Genomic DNA, 18,084 nt, shown 5'->3' on the forward strand with positions numbered 1-18,084 from the left:
TTTTGAAAAAAACAACATTTTTTTTAAAAACGTGAAAAAAATATTAAAATTTAGCTTTACACCTGCTTTAACAATGCTTTAACACTTTGAAAAATAACAACTTTACAAAACATTCCTTCTTTGGGCTTTCCACCATCTTTCTGGAATTTCCTGCTCGCAAGCTGCTAAATAATCTTCATGTGTGCAAGGTAATAACGTATTTCTTTTTAATTTATTGTTAACATTTGTTAAAAACGGGATTTCTATCCACCATCTTGCAGTTTTATTGCTCTTATAAAAGATTAATTCTTCATCTTCTATAGGAACAATGTACTTTATATAGTTCTCCTTTGTACCAAATGGATACTCATTTGAACGGAAACAAAATCCTTCAATAAAATACCAAAGCATTTGAGCTGTCAAAACAACTTCATTCCTATTAGGATTAAAATTAAAAATCCCAAAAGAAGTTACCTTATCACTTATTCCTGCATAACGAGTTAAAGCGCAAATTTCTTTACCTGTAAATCCGTTAGGATTAAAAACATCGAAATTTCCCGAATAAGAAGACTGTACCGAATGCATATCAACACTAACTAAGTCTGCATCTCTAAAAACGGGTTCTGCCACTGCAATATTATTTGAAACCTCTCCTAAACGATAGGCTTCAAAGTATAATTTCTCGATTAAATCAATTTCTTCTTGCGAATTAAAATATGTTTGAAATCCTAAATTACTGAAATTAAATAGATTATTAGGCTCCTCTACGATAATTTTCGACAAATAAGACTCCGAATCCAATTTATTCTCTTTAGAAAAATCAAATTGATTGTCTACGGAAACCAAATTTACCATTTGATCTAAATTATCATAACCACGATACATTGGATAAGTTAAATCTTGACTTCCTCCTATAATAACTGGGATAATTCTTTTCTTTACTAACTCAGCCACTAAACTTTTTACAACAAAATAAGTGTCTTCAACACTGGCTCCTGCCTCTATAGTTCCTAAATCTACAATTGAAGTATTCCAATTTCCAGGAAAAAGACTATAAAATTGCTTTCTAAAGTAGTCAAAAGAATAATCATCATTGTCTTTTTCACTTCCTCTAAATTCATTAACAGTAATTATAGCTATAGCAACATTGTCTAAAACCGGAAAATCGGTTTGGGTATGAAACACCACTTTTTTTCCCAATGTTTGATTGGATAATGTTGCAATGTATTCTTCTACAGAAGTTGAGATTGGTTGTAAAAAATCAAAAACCATTGCTTATTTCTTTTTAGCGGTTGTTTTCTTAGCTGGCGCTTTTTTTGTCGCTGTCTTTTTAGCTGGCGTTTTCTTTTCTATCATTTCTTGAACTTGAGCCAAAGTCAGTTTACTTGCATCAACATCTTTACTCAATTCAATTTTGATTTTACCTTTGGTGATTACAGAACGACCCCAACGTGCTTTTTCAACTTTGATTCCTTCCTCTTTCCAATCGTGAATTACTTTATCTATGTCTTTTTGTTGTTTTTCTTCGATTAGTTCATTTAAATCGGCTTGCGATAAGTTATCGAAGTTGTATTTCTTATTGACATTAATAAACATTCCATTCCATTTAATAAAAGGTCCAAAACGCCCCACACCTTTTTGAATTGGTAATCCATCATAAGTTCCAATTGGTGCATCGGCCTGAACTTTCTCATCAATTAAACCTTGAGCCGTTTCCATAGTAACATCCATTGGATCTACTCCTTTTGGTAATGAGATAAATTGAGAACCAAAACGAACATAAGGTCCAAAACGACCATTATTCACTTCTATTTCTTCTCCTTTATAAGTACCTAATTGTTTTGGAAGTAAAAATAAGTTCAATACTTCTTCCAAAGTGATATTTCCAATATTTTGATCTTGACGTAAACTAGCAAACTGTTTGTTTTCATCATCGGCATCACCAATTTGAGCCATTGCTCCATATTTTCCTAAACGAACCGAAACTTGTTTTCCTGAAACCGGATGTACTCCTAAGATTCTTTCCCCACTTTCTCTATCTGCATTTTTCTCTACATCGACTACATTTGGATGGAAGTGTTTGTAGAAATCGTTCATCATTTTTGCCCAATCTACTTTCCCTTCTGCAATTTCATCGAAATCTTGCTCCACTTTTGCCGTGAAATTATAATCTAAAATAGTGTTGAAGTTCTTCACTAAGAAATCATTCACAATAATTCCAATATCCGTTGGAACTAATTTTCCTTTATCTGAACCAACATTTTCCGTTAGAACTTGAGATTTTACTTCTCCTCCTTTTAACATCAATTGGTTGTATTTTCTTTCTTGACCTTCAAAACTTCCTTTCTCTACGTAAGTTCTAGCGATAATCGTAGAAATAGTTGGTGCATACGTTGATGGACGACCAATCCCTAATTCTTCCAATTTCTTCACCAAAGAAGCTTCTGTGTAACGACTTGGTGGACGCGAGAAACGTTCTGTAGCCGTGATATAATTATTCGTAAGCTTTTCGTTTACTTTTAACGCTGGTAACATTCCTTCTTGTTCCTCTTCGTCATCATCATGCCCTTCTAAATACACTTTTAAGAAACCTTCAAATTTGATTACTTCTCCTGTTGCTGTAAAAGTTTCTGAATGATTGCTTGCTTCAATTTTTACATTAGTTCTCTCTAATTCCGCATCGCTCATTTGAGACGCTAACGTTCTTTTCCAAATCAATTCGTACAAACGCGCTTGATCTCTATCAATATCAACAGTATGTCTTGACATATCCGTTGGACGAATAGCTTCGTGCGCCTCTTGCGCTCCTTTTGATTTGGTATTGAAGTTTCTTGGTTTTGAAAATTCTTTTCCGTAATAACTTGTAATTTCGGCTTGAGCTGCTGCCATGGCTTCTTGCGATAAATTTACACTATCCGTTCTCATGTAAGTAATAAGTCCGGCTTCGTACAAACGTTGTGCAATTTGCATGGTAATTCCAACTGGCAAATACAATTTTCTCGCCGCTTCTTGTTGCAACGTAGAAGTTGTAAAAGGTGCTGCTGGTGATTTTTTTGTGGGTTTGGTTTCTAAATCTCCTACTTTGTAAGATGAACCAATATTTTTAGCTAAGAAATCTTCTGCTTCTTTTTTAGTTGCGAAGTTCTTAGGCAATTTTGCTTTGAATGTTTTTCCAGCTTCGTTTGTAAATTCTCCTGTAATACTGTAAGAAGCTTCTGGTTTGAAATCTTGAATTTCTCTTTCACGTTCTACAATCAAACGAACAGAAACCGATTGCACACGACCAGCCGATAATCCACCTTTAACTTTTTTCCAAAGTACTGGCGATAATTCGTAACCCACTAATCGGTCTAAAACTCTACGCGCTTGTTGTGCGTTTACCAAGTTATAATCAATTCCACGAGGATTTTCGATTGCTTTTTGAATAGCGGTTTTCGTAATTTCGTGAAAAACAATACGTTTTGTTTTTTCTGGTTTTAATTTTAATTCTTCAGATAAGTGCCAAGAAATTGCTTCCCCCTCACGGTCCTCATCGGAAGCCAACCAAACCATTTCGGCATTTTTAGCTAATCCTTTTAATTTGGTCACCAAAGCTTTTTTGTCTGCAGAAACTTCATATTTCGGTTTAAAACCATTTTCTACATCTACCCCAATTTCTCTCGAAGGTAAGTCGGCAATATGTCCATAACTCGACTCAACTTGATACTCACTTCCTAGAAATTTCTCGATGGTTTTTGCTTTTGCAGGTGACTCAACGATTACTAAATTCTTTGCCATTTCACATTTTTTTGAACCGCAAAAGTATAGGTTTTTTTTAAATTTTAACATCTCAAATATTTTTTTACCCACAATTGACTAAAATATTCGTCAAATTACTCCTATATATATAGGTATAAAATCCAAGAAAAAGGGCTACTTAGAAATAGAGAAAAAAAATAATTAAAAAAATCCTGTTAAACCTTTTCTGCCATCTTGTCAGATTTTATAATTTAGTATTATCTTTGCGTTCCGAATCTTCGGAATGATTAATGGAAATCTTTGATATGGAAAAGGTAATTGATGAAAACAAACAAGGTCAAAGTTTAGTGCTTGACCAAAAAGAAGGAAATACTAAAAAACTTTTTATAGAGAGTTATGGTTGCCAAATGAATTTTTCGGACAGCGAAATTGTGGCGTCTATTCTTTATGAAAACGGATATAATACCACTCAAAATCTTGAAGACGCTGATTTAGTTTTGGTAAACACTTGTTCTATTCGCGATAAAGCGGAGCAAACCATTCGTAAGCGTTTAGAAAAATACAACGCGGTAAAGAAAATCAACCCTTCAATGAAAGTTGGAGTTTTAGGTTGTATGGCGGAACGTTTGAAAAGTCAGTTTTTAGAGGAAGAGAAAATTGTAGACATGGTGGTTGGACCCGATGCTTACAAAGATTTACCCAATTTATTAGCGGAAGTAGAAGAAGGAAGAGATGCTATCAACGTAATTCTTTCAAAAGAAGAAACGTATGGTGATATTGCTCCTGTTCGTTTGAATAGTAATGGTGTTAATGCTTTTGTATCCATTACAAGAGGTTGCGATAATATGTGTACGTTTTGCGTTGTGCCTTTTACACGTGGTCGTGAACGTAGTCGTGAACCACAAAGTATTTATGATGAAATCCAAGATTTGTACGATAGAGACTACAAAGAAGTTACTTTGTTAGGACAAAACGTAGACAGTTACCTTTGGTATGGTGGTGGTTTGAAGAAAGATTTCGATAAAGCAACCGAGATGCAAAAAGCGACTGCAGTTGATTTTGCCCAATTGTTAGACAAATGCGCTACGTTGTTTCCAAAAATGCGTTTTAGATTCTCAACTTCTAATCCGCAAGATATGCATGTGGAAGTGATTGAAACTATGGTGAAACACCATAACATTTGCAAATACATTCACTTACCTGTTCAAAGTGGTAGCACCCGAATTTTAAAAGAAATGAATCGTCAACATACGCGTGAAGAGTACATGGAGTTGATTGATAAAATATACTCAATTATTCCAGATATTTCTTTGTCGCAAGATATGATTGCTGGTTTCCCAACAGAAACTGAAGAAGATCATCAAGACACCTTGAGTCTAATGGAATATGTAAAATATGATTTCGGATTTATGTTTGCGTATTCAGAACGTCCTGGAACTTTAGCTGCTAGAAAAATGGAAGATGACGTTCCAGAAGAAGTGAAGAAAAGACGTTTAAATGAAATCATCGACTTACAACAAAGAATTGGTTTAGAAAGAACGCAACGTTTCATTGGTCAAGAAGTAGAAGTATTGATTGAAAAAGAATCTAAACGTTCGGATGCTCATTGGAGTGGAAGAAATTCTCAAAATACTGTAGTGGTTTTCCCAAAAGAAAATTACAAAGTAGGTGAATTCGTAATGGTAAAAATCACAGATTGTACCGCTGCAACATTAATTGGAGAAGCGGTTGGATATTCTGAAATAATGAATTAAAACAATTAAAAATTAACAATGGATAATGAACAATTAGAAAACATTTAAATTATCAATTGTCAATTATTAATTATAAATTATATAATGGAATCAGTACAAGCTATAAAACAACGATTTGAAATTATTGGGAACGATCCTAAACTCAATCGTGCTGTGGAGAAAGCCATTCAGGTAGCTCCAACGGATATTTCGGTATTGGTAACAGGTGAAAGTGGTGTTGGAAAAGAAAGTATTCCAAAAATCATTCACGCACTTTCACACAGAAAACATGGAAAATATATTGCGGTAAACTGTGGTGCTATTCCAGAAGGAACGATTGATAGTGAACTTTTTGGGCATGAAAAAGGTTCGTTTACTGGAGCAACAAATACACGTGAAGGCTATTTTGAAGTTGCTGATGGCGGAACTATATTTTTGGACGAAGTTGGCGAATTACCTTTAACCACTCAAGTGCGTTTATTACGTGTTTTAGAAAATGGTGAATTCATAAAAGTAGGTTCATCGCAAGTACAAAAAACGAATGTTAGAATCGTAGCCGCTACGAATGTGAATATGTTTGATGCGATTGAAAAAGGTAAATTCCGTGAGGATTTATTTTATCGATTGAGTACGGTTGACATTATGTTGCCTCCACTTCGCGAACGTAAAGATGATATTCATTTGTTGTTCAGAAAATTTGCTTCGGATTTTGCGCATAAATACAAAATGCCACCAATTAAATTGGACGACAGCGCAGTTGAATTGCTTTTAAAATATCGATGGAGCGGTAACATTCGTCAATTGCGAAATGTAGCCGAACAAATTTCTGTTTTGGAAACGAAACGCGATATTTCATCGCAAACGCTTCTCTCCTATTTACCAATGGAAAATCCGAATTTACCCTCGGTTATTGGAACTAAAAAATCGGAAAGTGATTTTAGTAACGAAAGAGAAATTTTGTACAAAGTTCTTTTTGATATGAAGAGTGATTTGAACGATTTAAAAAAGCTTACGTTAGAATTGATGCAAAACGGAAGTTCAAAAGTTCAAGAAGCCAATAAAGGATTAATTCAGAAAATTTACGGCAAACCCGAAGAAAATGCTATTTTTGAAGAAGAACCAAGAGTAGAAATGCTTCCAAATCAAAATAATCTAATTCAAGAAGAGTTTGAAGACGATGACGATGAAAATTATTTATTTGCCGAAACCGTTGATGAAGAAGAAACTTTAAGCTTAGAAGCGAAAGAAATTGAATTAATCAAGAAATCTTTAGAACGAAATAAAGGAAAACGGAAAGCGGCTGCTGACGAATTAGGAATTTCAGAACGAACACTTTACAGAAAAATCAAACAATACGATTTATAATGAGATATTTAATAATTGTTTTAAGCGTCACCATATCACTTCTTTTAAATGGATGCGGCGTTTATAATTTCACTGGTGCAAAACCAGTTGATGCTAAAACATTTCAAGTGAATTACTTTCAAAATAATGCACCTCTAGTGGAGCCCGGAATTGAAAGAACTTTTACATTGGAATTGCAAGACATTATTCAAAGTCAAACCAATCTAAATCTAGTATCTCAAGGTGGCGAATTACTTTATGAAGGAGAAATCACAGATTACCGAATCACACCTATGACGGCAACTGCTGACCAAAGAGCGGCACAAAACAGATTGACTATTTCTGTAAACGTTAGATTTACTAATAAAAACAAAGAAGATGACAATTTTGAAAAACGTTTTTCCTTTTTCTATGATTTCGATGCCAATCAGCAATTAGTAGGTTCGCAATTAACAACTGCATTAGATGTTATTTTTGAACGAATTACACAAGATATTTTCAACGAATCATTAGCTAAATGGTAATTAATTTGTAAATTTTGAATATTTCCGATTTAACATATCTTTTAAATAAGCCCGAAACTATAAACGAAAAGCAAACCATTGCTTTGGAGAATGTAGTTTTGCAGTTTCCGTATTTTCAAGCGGCACGTGCTTTACATTTAAAAGGATTGTACAATCAGGAAAGTTTTAGATACAATTACGAATTAAAAAAAACAGCCGCTTACACAACCGATAGAACCATTTTATTTGAATTTATAACTTCTGATAATTTCACAGCGATTCAACAGGAAAAGATAGATGAAATTCAAAGATCATTGTTAGATATTGAAGTACATCACATAGAAGAAGTAATAGTTTTACCTGAAATTAAAACCATTACTCCTAAAGAAGAAACTAATGAGATAGAACCAACTTCAGAAGAAAAATTGGAAATTGGCAAACCTTTACCATTTACTCCTTCAGAAAGACATTCGTTTCAAGAATGGTTACAATTGACAAAATTTAGTCCAATTGAACGTGAAATTGAAGAAAAAACCATTCAAAACGACCCCGAAAAACAAAAAAAATTAGACATAATCGATAAATTTATTGAAGCTAATCCAAAAATTGCTCCAGTAAAAGAAACGACGAAACCACCTGCAAATATTAGCAAAAGCCTTGAAGAACCAACACACTTAATGACCGAAACATTAGCAAAAGTGTATTTGGAACAAAAAAAATATACAAAAGCGATACAAGCTTATGAAATATTAATTTTGAAATATCCAGAAAAAAGTAGTTTCTTTGCAGACCGAATAAATGAAATCAAAAATTTACAACAAAATAATAATTAATTATGGGATTCACAGGTTTTTTAATTGCGATAACAATTGTTTGTTTTTTATTAATCTTAGCTATTATGGTTCAAAACCCTAAAGGTGGAGGTTTATCTTCTTCATTTGGTGGTTCTCAACAATTAGGTGGAGTTCAAAAAACAACCGATTTCTTAGATAAAAGTACTTGGACATTAGGAGGAGTTTTAATTGCATTAATTTTACTTTCTAGTCTAAGTTTTAATGGCGCTGCATCTGGTTCTAAAGTTTTGGGTAATGATGACACAGCAGTTCCTACAACTACAGTTCCAACTACTCCAGAAGCTACTAAACAAGCTACTCCTGCTACTACACCAGCACCAGTTGCAACAGATTCTACAAAATAAGAATTGATAAAATATATAAAATGCCAGCATGTCAGTGCTGGCATTTTTTTTACCGAAAAATTGTCAGAAAATTGCTTTGGCATAATTTCTGAAATAATGCAAGCAACAAATCAATAACAACATTAAAATATAAAAACTATGTCATTAAACATTAAACCTATTTCAGATCGTGTAGTAATTGCTCCATTAGCAGCAGAAACTACAACAGCTTCGGGAATTATAATTCCAGACACTGCAAAAGAGAAACCACAAAAAGGTACTGTAGTAGCCGTGGGAAATGGCAAAAAAGATTACACTATGTCTGTAAAAGTTGGAGATACCGTTTTATACGGTAAATATTCAGGAACAGAGTTCAAATATGAAGGTAAAGATTACCTAATTATGAGAGAAGACGAAATTTACGCAATTCTTTAATCACAGATTAATCAATAACATTTAAACAAAAAATAAAAATGGCAAAAGATATAAAATTCGACATAGAAGCTCGCGATGGTTTAAAACGTGGAGTTGACGCATTAGCAAATGCAGTAAAAGTAACTTTAGGTCCTAAAGGAAGAAATGTAATTATTTCGAAATCATTTGGTGGACCAACGGTAACTAAAGATGGTGTTTCTGTTGCAAAAGAAATCGAATTACAAGATCCATTAGAAAATATGGGAGCTCAAATGGTAAAAGAAGTAGCGTCTAAAACCAATGATTTAGCTGGTGACGGAACAACAACTGCAACGGTTTTAGCTCAAGCTATCGTTAAAGAAGGTTTGAAAAACGTGGCAGCTGGAGCAAACCCAATGGATTTAAAAAGAGGAATTGACAAAGCAGTAGAAACTATCGTTGCTGAATTAGGCAAACAAGCGGTTTCAGTTGATGATTCTTCAGATAAAATCAAACAAGTAGCTTCTATTTCGGCTAACAATGACGAAACTATTGGTGATTTAATTGCTACTGCTTTCTCAAAAGTAGGTAAAGAAGGTGTTATCACTGTAGAAGAAGCAAAAGGAACAGATACTTATGTAGATGTGGTTGAAGGAATGCAATTCGACAGAGGTTATTTATCACCTTACTTTGTAACTGATGCTGATAAAATGGTAGCCGAATTAAGCAATCCATACGTTTTATTATACGATAAAAAAATCTCTAACTTACAAGAGTTATTACCAGTTTTAGAGCCGGTAGCACAATCTGGAAGACCATTATTAATTATTGCTGAAGATGTTGATGGACAAGCATTAGCAACTTTAGTTGTAAACAAATTACGTGGTGGATTAAAAATCGCTGCGGTTAAAGCTCCAGGTTTTGGTGACAGAAGAAAAGCAATGTTAGAAGACATCGCTATCTTAACTGGAGGAACTGTAATTGCTGAAGAAAGTGGTTATTCATTAGAGAACGCTACTTTAGACATGTTAGGAACTGCAGAAACTATCACAATTGACAAAGACAATACTACAATTGTTAATGGTTCTGGTGATGCTGAAAACATCAAAGCAAGAGTAAACCAAATTAAATCGCAAATCGAAACTACAACTTCTGATTACGATAGAGAAAAACTACAAGAGCGTTTGGCTAAATTAGCTGGAGGTGTTGCTGTTTTATATGTTGGAGCTGCTTCTGAAGTAGAAATGAAAGAGAAAAAAGACCGTGTGGACGATGCTTTACACGCTACTCGAGCAGCTGTTGAAGAAGGAATTGTTGCTGGTGGAGGTGTAGCTTTAGTAAGAGCAAAAGCGGCATTAAACACTATTAAAGCTGAAAATGCTGATGAAGCTACTGGAATCCAAATCGTGAACAAAGCGGTTGAAGCTCCTTTAAGAACTATTGTTGAAAATGCAGGCGGAGAAGGTTCTGTAGTAATTGCAAAAGTTACAGAAGGAACAGCTGATTTTGGTTTCAATGCTAAAACTGGAGAATACGTTCAAATGTTATCTGCTGGAATTATCGACCCTAAAAAAGTAACTCGTGTAGCTTTAGAAAACGCTGCTTCTGTAGCTGGAATGATTTTAACTACTGAATGTGCTTTAATTGACATTAAAGAAGACAGTCCTGCAATGCCAATGGGCGGAGGAATGCCAGGAATGATGTAAAATTCACAGTACTCAAATATAAAACCCGATTAGAACTTTCTAATCGGGTTTTATTTTTAAAACTAACTTAAAACAAAAAATAAAATTATCTAATTGAAAAAAACTTGATATTGTGCTACCACAGAACCATTTCTAGAAACTTGGTCTCCAGCAGTATTATAAATTGGTCTATCTTGATAAGAAACGGTAAACTTAGAAGTGTGATTTGCTAATAACCAGTTTACACCAATATCATAAAAATTCATTTGATCGTTTAATCGGTTAAAATTAGAACTCTGAATCGATGCGTAAGGCATAAGAGTGGTTTTGCCAATTAAATTCTCTTTGAATTTATATCCAATCTGACCATATAAAGTTGTCCCTGTTCCATACATTGGAAATGCATTTCCAGCACCATTTAAAATTATAGCATTGTTGTTTCCATTTGCTGGATTCATCACACCCAAATTACGCGTATAATTATCTCCGAAATCATATTTTGTAACACTTGCATAAGCACTAATAGCCTGTCCTTTTGATCCAACTGGAGCATCATAATAAATATCAGCAGATAAATGCAACATATCATGATTAATAGTATCTCCAACTGTATTTAACTTCCACATGGCATCTTTTTGATAAATAAATCCTGCACCAATATTAAATACTTTTTTCTTACCTAAATAAGTTCCCGTCATGTAAGGCATCAAATTACTTTCTTGGTCTTTAAATTGGTATTGAAAGTAACCGTTCCATTGCATTTTTGGTGGAGCTGCTGAAAAATTCCAATTGGTATTTATGGTTGGATTATAGTTTGCTGATTTCTGAATTGCCATAGGTTGCGCCATTGCTATTCTGTAATCTAACTTCCCTAATTTACCTTTTGCAAAAACAGATAATTTTCTTAAAAACTGATCCGTAACATCATTTGTAGTTTGCTGAAACAATGGTGCATCAACTCCTAAAATAGAACCTGTTGATGGAGAGGAAAAACGAGCTAAACCACTCCAACCTGATAATCCCATTCCTAAAGACAATTTTGTTTTATCAATTGCATATTCACCCATGGCATCATGCAAAAAGAACCCTTGCTTTCTATCAGAAATGTTATTTAAGTTGTTTTGTCCAAATTGCGAATAAATAAAAACTCTATCCGTTAATTGCCCATACATTTGAATTCTAAAACGACGAATGCCGATATCGGTTCCGCTGCTTTTTTCATTTCCAAAAATTGTTGTTCCTGGATTATATTCTTGGCTACGAAGCCAAAGCTGAGCCAACATTGTAAACTTTACATAGTTACTTCCATCTTCATTTAAATTGAATTTGCGATCTTTAAAAAAGCTATTGGATTCAGGCTTTTTTTCTTCTTGAGCGTTTGCTTTTATAGCAACTAACACTAATGCAAAAACTCCCAAATATTTAAAAATATTCTTCATTTATTGATATAAAGATTTTGAAAACCCAGTTTTAAAGGGTTTTCAATTATTATTTTACTACTAAGAAATTAAGCCAATTTTGATTTTCTTGAAGATAATGGGTGGCTAGAAAGTGGCTGATGATTTTCAAGACCTTTAATCTTAACTGTTCCTCCATTAGCTTCATAATCATGTTTAAAGTGCTCCAAGTTTTCCATTACAGAATGGTCAACTAATTTGGTTTTCTTTAAATCGATTGTCACATCAAAACCATAAGGAATAGCTTCTAATTTACTTTTTACTCCTAAGTAATTTGTAAAAACAGCTGCTTTACTAATTTCAACTAAATAATTATTTCCTTCAAAAGACACTAATGTTGGCGCTTTAAATAATGAAGAAATTGGTGTTCCATTAATTAAATGAATGATGATTTTTAAAACCATACCTGCAGCAATACCAACAAGTAAATCTTCAAATAATGTAAAGAAAATCGTTACTAAAAAGATTGCTAACTGTTCTTTACCAATTTTAAATGTATGAATAAATTCTTTTGGATGCGCCAATTTAATCCCTACCGTAATCAACATTGCTGCTAAAGCGGCATTTGGAATCAACTCTAATATTGGAGTTGCAAGTAATACAAATATTAAAATAAAGAATCCGTGGAAGAAATTTGCCCATCTTGTTTTAGCACCATTATTAACATTTGAAGAAGAACGTGCTACTTCGGAAATCATTGGTAAACCACCTAAAAATGCAGCAATTGTATTTCCTATACCAACAGCAATTAAATCTTTGTTCATGTTAGATTTTCTCTTAAAAGGATCTAATAAATCGATTGCTTTTACTGTTAATAACGACTCTAATGTTCCTACTAAAGCAAACATAATTACATATTTAATAAACAATCCTGTTTGAGAAAAACCTTCAAAACTTGCATTAAAATTCAAATTATCAACAAAATTTCCAATTTTAACTAAAGCATAAGCAGGTTCTGTTTCTTTAAAATGCATAAATAACTCGCATGGAATAGCAAATAACAATACCACAAGCGGTGCTGGAATCATTTTAATCGTTTTGTTTTTGATATAAGGCCATCCCAACATAATTGACAAACTCACAATACCAATAATAGAAGCTTTAGGATCTAAATTAGCAATGAAGTTTGGAATATTAGCTAATAATTCTAATGGTCCTTTTCCTTTTGCTAATGCTGGATTATCATTTAATAAAACTGGAATTTGTTTTGCAATGATGATAATTCCAATCGCTGCTAACATTCCGTGAATAGCAGAAAGCGGGAAGAAATCGGCTAGTTTTCCTAATTTCAAAACTCCGAAAAGAATTTGAATTACTCCAGCAACAACCATTGCTCCAAGGGCTAATTTCCAACCTAATTCATTATCTCCTTTACCAAATTCTGCAACGGCACCTGCAACAATAACAATTAAACCAGCAGCTGGTCCTTTAATTGTTAAACGAGACCCCATGAAAAATGAAACTACTATTCCACCAATAATAGCCGTAATTAATCCCATAATAGGCGGAAAGTCGGAAGCTTTTGCGATTCCTAAACTTAATGGCAATGCCAATAAAAACACGATGAAACCAGAAATGGCATCCGTTTTAAAATTTTCTTTTAAACCTGCTAATCCATCAGCAGGAATGTATTTTTTTATATTTGCGTTCATATATTTTCGAATAAATTAAGATGATTTGTAAGGTAACTCATGATATGTTTTAACATGAGGACCTAAGAAAAGACGAGCATAAATTCGGATTCCAGCAATACCCGAAACCACAAAACTTGATGCTACAAAAAAGGCTAAGAAAAGTTGATTACTATCTATATGACTAAAAACTAAATCTTCGCCGATGAAAGTTGTTGTAATTGGAAAACCTGTGATTCCTAAAGTGGCTAATAAGAAAAAGAAAGCAAATTTAGGATGCTCGTAAACATGACCTAAATACTGATTAATAAGAATCTTTCTTTCTAATTTTCGAAGTTGTAATAAAGCCACGTACCCTATAATTCCGGCAACAATAATTCCAGCCAAATAGTAAGCAATCTCACTAATACTTACTTTATCATTAAACACAATGGCTAAAGCAATCCAAAAATGATTCATCACAATTAAAATCCATGCTAAAAACGGACTTCTTCGCTCTGAAAACGATTTGAATACAAATACCAATCCGATAAAGGCAAACAATTCCGGAAGAATATTAGTTAACTGATAAGGCAAATGCAACTTAAATTTATAAGTTATAAATCCTAGCAAGTAAATTGGGACAAACAAGAAATAAATTCTCTTAATATTCAAGAAATCTAGCGATTTACCAATTATTTTCAAGGGTTTCCACAACACCATATTTAAGAATCCTTCCAAATTGAATTCTTTAAGGGCTAAAATGTAAAGCGTGTATTCTATTTTCTTTGGATACGAATCTTCGATTGCTTTTTCTCTTGGTTTGAAATTGTAAAACTGGTCGCGAATTAAATAGCTTACCACTGAAGGAGAAACTAATAATTGATAGGTTCTCAAGAATGCATTTCCAGCAAAGTGAATTAAGGCTAATGTTTCAAAACCTAAAGCAATTTCAATGAAAATAATTCCAATTTGAGAAATTGAACTATACGCAACTTGACTCTTCACAGAAGATTGAACTCTTGCCATAACCGATGCCGCCAAACTTGTGGTTAATCCCATTAATCCTATGGCAATTCGCATGGTGGTTTGATGTTCCCAAAATGGAAACGTTCTCAACATTAAGAAAACTCCTAAATGCACTGATAACGAACCATAGAAAATTGCGCTCGAAGGCGTTGGTCCTTCCATAGCTCTTGGCAACCAAGACGAAAACGGAATCTGAGCTGATTTTGCCGCTGCAGCACAAGCCAAACAAAGTGCAATGAATATTCCGATAATAGAATGATTTTGCAAATGCTCATTCACCAATTCGTAATTATTCAACTTCATGAAGGTAATATTCTCATGAAATAAATGGTGACTTGCCCACATCGCTAATAACAATCCGACATCGCCAATTCTATAAATTGAAAATACTTTGAAAGCATTTTTAACGGGTAAATAACGTTCTCTATAAAAAGCGATTAAAAGGAAAGAGGAAATTCCAATGATTTCCCAACCAATGAATAAGGTTTCAAAGTTACCTGATAAAATAGCTAAATTATATCCGAAAAAGAAAAACAAAACCGTATTAAAAAAACGTTTGTATCCTTTTTCTCTATGTAAGTAATAGCGACTATAAGTAGTTATCATCGAAGTTAATAAAGCTCCAATGAATAAATAAACAGCTGAGATTTGGTCAAAATAGAAATCGATAAAAAACTCATAATGAGCTGTTTTTAATATCGATAATTCTAATAAATTCAAATCTTTAGCTCCATCAATTATCCAAAAAATGATAAAAGCTACTAATCCTACTAATTGTAAAAAAACCGTTCCAAAAGCCGTCCATGAGATGGCTTTTTCTTTAGATTCAGGCAAAAACAAACTAATGATAAAGCCTAAAAACGGTAACAGTATAAAATATTGCAATAACTCGTTCATGACTTAAATGGTATTAGTAATTATTCCTACCGGAAGATTCTCTTTTGTAGTTTCAACCAGTTGCATTTCATCTTTGATAAAATTCACAGTTTGAATTGGTTGATAGGGAACCAACTTTTCATCTTCAAAAACAAAAAGCTCTTTAGTTTCAGGTTGAACTGCCACTAATTTCACCCAATCATTTTTAAACCATTCGTATGTAGCTGGATTTTTAGAAATTGCATATAGTACTTTCTCTGGGAAATGTTCGGCAATGACTAACAAACGAACTGGATCATGAACCTCAATCATTTGACTTGGTAAACCTGGACGTAAATCGCCATCAATTCCGTTAGCAACTCCAATTAATCCCATTACGTTATGAGGTAATTTAGAGCCAGCTCCTAGTTTTTGATTGTCAACTCTTGAGAAATAATATTCTAAATTAATTCCACCACCAACTGGAGCAACTGCACCTAAGATAATGGCTAAATAATCTCCAGAAGGATCTACTTCGTAGTCATATGAATTCAAGAATGAACGTCGATCTAAAAACAATTGTTTTGACAAACTTCTTCTTCCTACAATACACATCGCATTTGTAGCATGATTTAATTCAGGACGAGGTTCAAATAAAGATAAAGAGCGACGTTTTACTTTTTCATGAACTTTTTCTAAAGTATCTGAAGTATCAATCGTATCAAAACGTCTTGAACGCTCTTTTGCATTGTTATCTAAGGCTTTTGTAAATGTGATTACATTTTGTTGGTGTAAAGCTTTATTCGTTTCTGATAACGTATCTTCATCATAAAAAGCAATTTCATCACGAGTAGTATCATGCAAAGCTGGTAAAAATTGAGTTGAAGTTGGAATGTCGATTCCTCTTTGTCTCAAAATAGCTCTAACATCTGGATGATTTGCTGCAAACGAAGCTACTTTTGCGTTAACAGAACTTGGTCTTCCGCAACAAGCACCACAATCATAACCTGCATAATGCGTATTATTGATACTGGTTGCTCCGTGACCAACCACGTAAACTATTGGCGAAAAATTCGAAACTAATCCGATACTTTTTAGTAAACCTTCTACTCTATTGGCCATTTCTTCTACCGAAAAACCAATTTGCAAATCATTCTCTTTTTGATTGGCATCAGTATTTTCAATAACTAATTTCGATTTTTTATGTAAATGCTTGAAAGAAGCCGTTGTAGCAGGCGACATCGAAGGTTTAAAAATATTCAAAAACAATTTTAAAGCTGATGAAAAACCTAACGTTTGACTAATAATCCAACCAAAAAACAATGAGTGCGATTGTTTGTGATAATGCAAATCTTTAGCCTGTTTTTTCTTTCTATGTTCTTCTTTGATTAAGAATTTTGGAGTAACAGGCGCTGGACATAATTTGGTGTAAAATTTCCCATTTACCGGTTGATAGAAAAACTCGAAATTAAAGAAAGCCGCAGTTCCAAAAGTGGACACATTTTTATCGATATGTTCAATATGTCTTCTGAACGAACATTCTCTGTCGTCCATACAAAACACACCTTGAAAACTTGGAATTTCTTCTAACTTTTCTTCTTTTACATTTTGAACATTCGATAAAACAGCATCGTAAAAATTCCATTCGAATGCTTGTTGCCAAATAGATAAAACATCAAAAAGCTCGTTGTATTCTACTTTTTCAAATAATAAGAATTCTTCATCTTCGATTTTAAAACCAAGTGGCGCCCAAATATCATTGAACTTTGAATCTAAAGTGTCAATCTCAAGAAGTAATTCAAACTTGATTAATTCTTCTAATGTAATTTGTTTTGAATCTAATAAAGAACTTGGATTGTTTTCAATAGTCGCAATCATTCCGCTCCAACCTGGATGACCGAATTGTTGGTCAAATAAATATTGTTCGAATAATTCTTCTTTTCCTACAATTAATTCTAATAATTGGGTAATAGAAGCGTTTTCTTGTAATAATTTTTTTGCTCTATTAGAAGTAAAAATCCCTTTAAAGGTATTCTTTTCTAACTCTTTAATTGAAGCTAAAAAACCTTTATCATGTATAGGGAAATTCCAAATGGCAATTCCTTGATCTAAATAACTACACAAAACGCGAAACAACAAGCTATGTGTTGATTTTTCAAGATTTATAGCATAGTATTTTTTCCAATTAGAACGTAAACTTCCTATTCTTGGAGAAACCGATTCATCATAATTGGTTTTTAATAATTTTTCTTTCCAAGTTTGAAGATTTTCAGCTCCTTTTGCTTTTATAATGATAGCATCTAAAACCGCTTCATTGATTTCTTTATTAGCAAATCGTTGTCTAAAATCGGTTATTGATAAATAGGTTTTATAACCAAAAATAGTAGAAGCTTCTAATAGTGCGTCGTGAAATTTTTTACTTTGAAAAGCATGCAAAGTATTGTGGTGCACAAAGTCTTTCAACGGATTTTGCGCTGGTAAATAATGGGTTAAGTGATGAAGAACTTCGTGTTCGTCAAAACCAACGGTATGTGTTTTCATTGATTAATGAAATAGATTAATACACAGTGAACATTCACAA

13 protein-coding genes are annotated in these 18,084 nt (G+C 33.3%); 7 read left to right on the forward strand and 6 right to left on the reverse strand.

Annotation, left to right across the window (positions count from 1 at the left end):
• Positions 1-102 precede the first annotated feature (102 nt).
• A complete protein-coding gene (locus IM755_RS00845) occupies positions 103-1,251 on the reverse strand; it encodes a formimidoylglutamase (protein WP_194093186.1) in 1,149 nt (382 codons plus the stop codon).
• 3 nt (positions 1,252-1,254) lie between these two features.
• Positions 1,255-3,756, reverse strand: a complete 2,502-nt coding sequence (topA, locus tag IM755_RS00850; RefSeq protein WP_194093187.1) for a type I DNA topoisomerase — start codon at positions 3,754-3,756, stop codon at positions 1,255-1,257.
• A 266-nt stretch (positions 3,757-4,022) separates the two neighbouring features.
• Between topA and miaB the strand changes: the two genes are divergently transcribed.
• The 7 genes from miaB to groL all read left to right on the forward strand — a co-directional run bounded on the left by miaB (position 4,023) and on the right by groL (position 10,573).
• Positions 4,023-5,471: a tRNA (N6-isopentenyl adenosine(37)-C2)-methylthiotransferase MiaB gene (gene miaB / locus IM755_RS00855; protein ID WP_194093188.1), complete on the forward strand. Its 1,449-nt coding sequence runs from the start codon at positions 4,023-4,025 to the stop codon at positions 5,469-5,471.
• 84 nt (positions 5,472-5,555) lie between these two features.
• The gene (locus IM755_RS00860; protein ID WP_194093189.1) at positions 5,556-6,815 is read left to right on the forward strand and encodes a sigma-54 interaction domain-containing protein; all 1,260 of its coding nucleotides are present in this window, start codon (positions 5,556-5,558) and stop codon (positions 6,813-6,815) included.
• Entirely contained in the window at positions 6,815-7,318 is a 504-nt protein-coding gene (locus IM755_RS00865) for an LptE family protein (RefSeq protein WP_194093190.1), read from the forward strand. Before IM755_RS00860 ends, IM755_RS00865 begins: the two co-directional genes overlap by 1 nt.
• A 14-nt stretch (positions 7,319-7,332) precedes the next feature.
• Complete coding sequence (locus IM755_RS00870) at positions 7,333-8,130, forward strand: tetratricopeptide repeat protein (RefSeq protein ID WP_194093191.1); 798 nt, start codon at positions 7,333-7,335, stop codon at positions 8,128-8,130.
• The gene (gene secG, locus IM755_RS00875; protein WP_194094428.1) at positions 8,130-8,495 is read left to right on the forward strand and encodes a preprotein translocase subunit SecG; all 366 of its coding nucleotides are present in this window, start codon (positions 8,130-8,132) and stop codon (positions 8,493-8,495) included. Before IM755_RS00870 ends, secG begins: the two co-directional genes overlap by 1 nt.
• Positions 8,496-8,633: 138 nt before the next feature.
• On the forward strand, positions 8,634-8,909 hold the full coding sequence (locus tag IM755_RS00880; protein WP_111566014.1) for a co-chaperone GroES: 276 nt from the start codon (positions 8,634-8,636) through the stop codon (positions 8,907-8,909).
• A 38-nt stretch (positions 8,910-8,947) separates the two neighbouring features.
• The gene (gene groL, locus IM755_RS00885; protein WP_194093192.1) at positions 8,948-10,573 is read left to right on the forward strand and encodes a chaperonin GroEL; all 1,626 of its coding nucleotides are present in this window, start codon (positions 8,948-8,950) and stop codon (positions 10,571-10,573) included.
• A gap of 89 nt (positions 10,574-10,662) precedes the next feature.
• On the opposite strand, the gene IM755_RS00890 is transcribed toward groL, so the two are convergent.
• The 4 genes from IM755_RS00890 to IM755_RS00905 all read right to left on the reverse strand — a co-directional run bounded on the left by IM755_RS00890 (position 10,663) and on the right by IM755_RS00905 (position 18,044).
• Positions 10,663-11,991 (reverse strand): hypothetical protein, encoded by a 1,329-nt coding sequence (locus IM755_RS00890; RefSeq protein ID WP_194093193.1) that lies wholly within the window; start codon positions 11,989-11,991, stop codon positions 10,663-10,665.
• A 68-nt stretch (positions 11,992-12,059) separates the two neighbouring features.
• Positions 12,060-13,661: a SulP family inorganic anion transporter gene (locus IM755_RS00895; protein ID WP_194093194.1), complete on the reverse strand. Its 1,602-nt coding sequence runs from the start codon at positions 13,659-13,661 to the stop codon at positions 12,060-12,062.
• Between the two features lie 15 nt (positions 13,662-13,676).
• Entirely contained in the window at positions 13,677-15,545 is a 1,869-nt protein-coding gene (locus tag IM755_RS00900; RefSeq protein ID WP_194093195.1) for a proton-conducting transporter transmembrane domain-containing protein, read from the reverse strand.
• Positions 15,546-15,548: 3 nt separating this feature from the next.
• Positions 15,549-18,044 carry a YbcC family protein gene (locus IM755_RS00905; protein ID WP_194093196.1) on the reverse strand — a complete coding sequence of 832 codons (2,496 nt, stop codon included), beginning with the start codon at positions 18,042-18,044 and terminating at the stop codon, positions 15,549-15,551.
• Positions 18,045-18,084 lie beyond the last annotated feature (40 nt).

Source organism: Flavobacterium proteolyticum, from assembly GCF_015223105.1.
GTDB classification, from domain to species: domain Bacteria; phylum Bacteroidota; class Bacteroidia; order Flavobacteriales; family Flavobacteriaceae; genus Flavobacterium; species Flavobacterium proteolyticum.